Annotated in this window: 6 protein-coding genes; 1 reads left to right on the forward strand and 5 read right to left on the reverse strand. The window is 74.3% G+C overall.

Annotated elements, in window-relative coordinates; all coding sequences use genetic code 11:
• Positions 1-98: 98 nt before the first annotated feature.
• The 4 genes from ACZ7GJ_RS37800 to ACZ7GJ_RS37815 form a co-directional block, all read right to left on the reverse strand.
• A complete protein-coding gene (locus tag ACZ7GJ_RS37800; RefSeq protein WP_365920962.1) occupies positions 99-620 on the reverse strand; it encodes a SixA phosphatase family protein in 522 nt (173 codons plus the stop codon).
• 120 nt (positions 621-740) lie between these two features.
• Positions 741-950, reverse strand: coding sequence for a hypothetical protein (locus ACZ7GJ_RS37805; protein ID WP_470758497.1), 210 nt, complete (start codon positions 948-950; stop codon positions 741-743).
• A gap of 158 nt (positions 951-1,108) precedes the next feature.
• Positions 1,109-1,228, reverse strand: coding sequence for an SGM_5486 family transporter-associated protein (locus ACZ7GJ_RS37810; RefSeq protein ID WP_470758499.1), 120 nt, complete (start codon positions 1,226-1,228; stop codon positions 1,109-1,111).
• 5 nt (positions 1,229-1,233) lie between these two features.
• Complete coding sequence (locus ACZ7GJ_RS37815; protein WP_470758500.1) at positions 1,234-2,517, reverse strand: CynX/NimT family MFS transporter; 1,284 nt, start codon at positions 2,515-2,517, stop codon at positions 1,234-1,236.
• Between the two features lie 72 nt (positions 2,518-2,589).
• Between ACZ7GJ_RS37815 and ACZ7GJ_RS37820 the strand changes: the two genes are divergently transcribed.
• A complete protein-coding gene (locus ACZ7GJ_RS37820) occupies positions 2,590-3,267 on the forward strand; it encodes a FadR/GntR family transcriptional regulator (RefSeq protein ID WP_470758502.1) in 678 nt (225 codons plus the stop codon).
• A 46-nt stretch (positions 3,268-3,313) separates the two neighbouring features.
• Here ACZ7GJ_RS37820 and ACZ7GJ_RS37825 read toward each other — a convergent pair whose 3' ends face one another.
• Complete coding sequence (locus tag ACZ7GJ_RS37825; protein WP_470758504.1) at positions 3,314-3,745, reverse strand: hypothetical protein; 432 nt, start codon at positions 3,743-3,745, stop codon at positions 3,314-3,316.
• Positions 3,746-3,985 lie beyond the last annotated feature (240 nt).

Below are 3,985 nucleotides of genomic sequence, written 5' to 3' on the forward strand. Positions count from 1 at the left end.
CCCCCCCCCCCCCCCCCCCCCCCCCCCCCCCCCCCCCCCCCCCCCCCCCCCCCCCCCCCCCCCCCCCCCCCCCCCCCCCCCCCCCCCCCCACGCCCGGTCAGTGCTCCTTGGGGGTCCAGAAGTCCAGCAGCGTGCCCACCCCGTGCTCGACCGACTTCCACGAGCCGGTGAAGGAGACCACGGCGAGCGCGGCGGTCGGGAATCCGGTACGGGCCATCCGTGCCAGGGTGTCGCCCTCCGCGCGCCCCGCCAGGGCGTCGGCGAGGGCGTGCATGCCGGGGTTGTGGCCGATGACGAGCAGGTCGGAGACCTCGTCGGAGGTCTCGTTCAGCAGGGCGATGAGCTCGCCCAGCGAGGCCTCGTAGAGCCGCTCCTCGTACGTGGTCTTCGGCCGGTGCGGCAGTTCCTGGACGGCCAGCTTCCAGGTCTCGCGGGTACGGGCGGCGGTGGAGCAGAGGGCCAGGTCGAAGGCGATGCCGGTCTCGGCCAGCTTCAGCCCGACGGCGGGTGCGTCCTTGCGGCCCCGTTCCGCCAGCGGACGGTCGTGGTCGGACACCTGCGGCCAGTCGGCCTTGGCGTGCCGGAGGAGGGCGATCCTGCGGGGTGTGTCGGCGCTCATGGCTCCCAGCTTCGCACGAAATGAGCCATGGGGCGCAGGGTGTTGGGGGCTCGCCCCGGGGGCCGGGGGGGTGCCCGGGCGCACGGCCGGGCACGTGGGCTCGTAGGAGGTGGTGAGGCGTCAGCCGACGACGCGCAGCACCTGTTCTGCGACCTGGACCAGCGCGGAGGCCTCGCCGGACGCGGCGTGGGCCTGGCCCGATCCGGCGAGGAGCAGCAGGAGGAGACCGAAGGCGAGGGCGGGCAGGGCCAGTGCCCACCAGTGCAGGCGGGCGCCGGCGCCGATGGCGGTGGCGCGGGGGCCGGACGGGGTGTGTGCGGGGGCCGACATGGCCGCCTCCGTGGGTGCGCGGGTGGGACGGGCTCTCTGTCTTCGAATCTATGGATCCGAGAGAGCGGTTCCCATCCGGGGCGCACCCCACTTCACCCTGAGCCTGGCCCCCTAGGGGTTGGTGGGGTTAGCCCTACCAACCCGGCCGGAGCGCGGTGTCACGGGGAGGCGAGGGTCGCGATGATGCCGATGATGACGGTCACGAGGAGCATCGCGCCCAGCACGAGGCCGAGCTTCTTGTGGCCGTTCTGGGGGTTCGGTTCGAGTACGGGCGACATGCCGTTCAGTCTCGCATGCCGCATTCGTCCTCGATCGTGCGGTCCCGGCCCGCGAGGATTCCGAGGGCGATCTGCGGGATCAGCAGTCCGGCCATCAGGGCGAGGGGCAGGTCCCAGCCGCCGCTGTGCTGGTAGAGGGTGCCGATGAGGAGGGGTCCGGGAATGGAGATGAGGTAGCCGGTGCTCTGGGCGAAGGCGGAGAGCTTGACGACGCCGGCCGGGGACTTGGCGCGCAGCCCGATCATCGTGATGACGAGCGGGAAGGCGCAGTTGGAGACGCCGAGCAGCAGGGCCCAGGCCCAGGCGCCGGCTGCGGGGGCGAAGTAGAGCCCGACGTAGCCGAGGAGCCCGAAGACTCCGAGGACGGCGGCGATGGGGCCCTGGTTCTTCATCCGGCCGGCCAGGCCGGGGATGACGAAGGCGAGGGGGACGCCCATGACCATGGTGACGGCGAGCAGGATCCCGGCGGCGGAGGCGGAGACCCCCGCGTCGCGGAAGATCTGCGGGAGCCAGCCCATGGTGACGTAGGCGCCGGTGGCCTGGAGGCCGAAGTACGAGGCCAGGGCCCAGGCGGTGCGGCTGCGGACGACGCGCGGCCCGGCGTCGGGGCGCGGCGACGCGGCGGGGGCGGCCGCCTTCTCCTTGCGGGCCGCGGCGGCGATGGGCAGCCAGGGCAGTACGGCGGCCAGTGCGAGTACGGCCCAGACCAGCAGGCCGGTGCGCCAACTGCCGCCGAGGGCAGCGGTCATCGGGACGGTCGCGGCGGCGGCCAGCGAGGTGCCGGCGGCCAGGGCCATGGAGTAGAGGCCGGTCATGGTGCCGACCCGGTCCGGGAACCAGCGCTTGACGATCACCGGGAGCAGCACGTTGGTCAGGGCTATGCCGGCCAGCGAGAAGGCGCTGGCGGCGAGGAACCCGGCGGCGTTGGTGGCGAAGGGGCGGATCAGCAGGCCGGTGGCGACGGCCGCCATGCCGGCGCAGACGACGGCGGCGGGGCCGAAGCGGCGGGAGAGCCGGGGCGCGGTGACGCCGAAGACCGCGAAGCACAGGGCGGGCACGGAGGTGATGAGCCCGGCGACGGTGCCGCTCATGCCGAGGCCGGTGCGGGTCTCCTCGAAGAGGGCGCCGAGGCTGGTGATGGCGGGCCGCAGGTTGAGGGCGGCGAGCACGATTCCGACGATGAGCACCGGACCGAGCCACGTGGGGGCGACGTGGGCGGGGGCGGTCGGGCCGGCGCCGGTGCGCACGGCCGCCGGGCGGCTCAGGGTCTGTATTTCTTCGTCGGACATTCACCCATCATAGAATCATGGGATGATTGGTTGTCCAGTCGCAGTGTTCAGCCGTTCTTGAGGGGGAACCCAATGCCGCTGACGTCGCCACGGCGCTCCGCGCTCGTCGACCAGGTGATCACCGAGCTGCGCAACCAGATCACCTCCGGCGAGTGGCCCGTCGGCGCCCGGATCCCCACGGAGCCGGAGCTGGTGGAGCTGCTCGGAGTCGCCCGCAACACCGTGCGGGAGGCCGTGCGCGCCCTGGCGCACAACGGCCTGCTGGACATCCGGCAGGGTTCGGGCACCTACGTCATCGCCACCAGCGAGCTGGCCGGGGTGATGCACCGGCGCTTCGCCGGGGCCGACCCGCGGCACGTCGCGGAGCTGCGCTCGACGCTGGAGTCCTCGGCGGCCCGGCTGGCGGCCGAGCGGCGGACCGACCGGGACCTCGCACAGCTGGACGCGCTACTGGCGCGGCGCGAGGAGGCCTGGGCGGGCGGCGAAGCGGAGGTGTTCATCGCGGCGGACGTGGCCCTGCACATGGCGGTGGTGGCGGCCTCGCACAACGACGTGCTGATCGAGCTGTACGCGGACCTCGGAGACCTGGTGGCGGACTGGTTGCGCACGGACGTCGGCACCGTCCTCAGGCCCGAGGCCCACCTGGACCACGCCCGGCTGATCGAGGCGATCCGGCGCGGGGACGGGGACTCGGCGGCCTCCGAGGCGGCGGGCTACCCGTTCGTCTGCCTCGGCGAGAAGGCCGGCTGAGCCGGGCTACGAGCCCCTGCCCGGCCGCGGCGCCGGGCCCGTCCCGTCAGGGGCGCTGGTGGCTCACCCAGGCGGTACGGACTTCCTTCCAGCAGCGGCTGGCGAGCTCGACGCGGCCGGCCGGGCCGACGGCCACGGCGGCACCGTCCCCGTCCACGTCCCACCAGCGGTCGCACTCCACGTGCAGGCGGACCAGGTCGGTCTCGGGGTAGCGGTTGTGGCAGTACGCGACCACCTGCGAGCCGTCGATCTCGGTGTCGCAGTCGGCGCCGAAGAGCTCCCGGGCGGCGGGCGGCGCGGGCCGTACGGGCGGTTCGGCGGGGATCTCGGCCAGGTCCACGACGGCGGGGGCCACGGCCTCCGGGCCGGGCGCGGGCTCGTCGTCCCCGGGCTGCGCGACGGCTCCCGGGACCAGGAATCCGGTCAGGACCACCGAGGTGACCAGCAGTGATACCGCTCGGCTCGGCCTCGCGCGCACTCCCGTACCTCCTCCCCGCAGGAGCCGGGCAGATCCCGACGAGGTCAGTTTGCAGGGAAATGTCCTGGTTTTCGACTCGGGAAGATCCGGTCAGGCGGCGAAAATCTGATCGAGTGAGCGGTCACCGGCGGCTCCGCGCAGCCGCAAACGGCGGGGGGGGGGGGGGGGGGGGGGGGGGGGGGGGGGGGGGGGGGGGGGGGGGGGGGGGGGGGGGGGGGGGGGGGGGGGGGGGGGGGGGGG

This window comes from Streptomyces sp. NPDC037242 (assembly GCF_055604165.1).

What these genes read in the sequence shown, in the direction of transcription:
- ACZ7GJ_RS37800 (WP_365920962.1), bottom strand. Translation starts at nt 620, where the DNA reads ATGAGCGCCGACACACCCCGCAGGATCGCCCTCCTCCGGCACGCCAAG.
- ACZ7GJ_RS37805 (WP_470758497.1), bottom strand. Translation starts at nt 950, where the DNA reads ATGTCGGCCCCCGCACACACCCCGTCCGGCCCCCGCGCCACCGCCATC.
- ACZ7GJ_RS37810 (WP_470758499.1), bottom strand. Translation starts at nt 1,228, where the DNA reads ATGTCGCCCGTACTCGAACCGAACCCCCAGAACGGCCACAAGAAGCTC.
- ACZ7GJ_RS37815 (WP_470758500.1), bottom strand. Translation starts at nt 2,517, where the DNA reads ATGTCCGACGAAGAAATACAGACCCTGAGCCGCCCGGCGGCCGTGCGC.
- ACZ7GJ_RS37820 (WP_470758502.1), top strand. Translation starts at nt 2,590, where the DNA reads ATGCCGCTGACGTCGCCACGGCGCTCCGCGCTCGTCGACCAGGTGATC.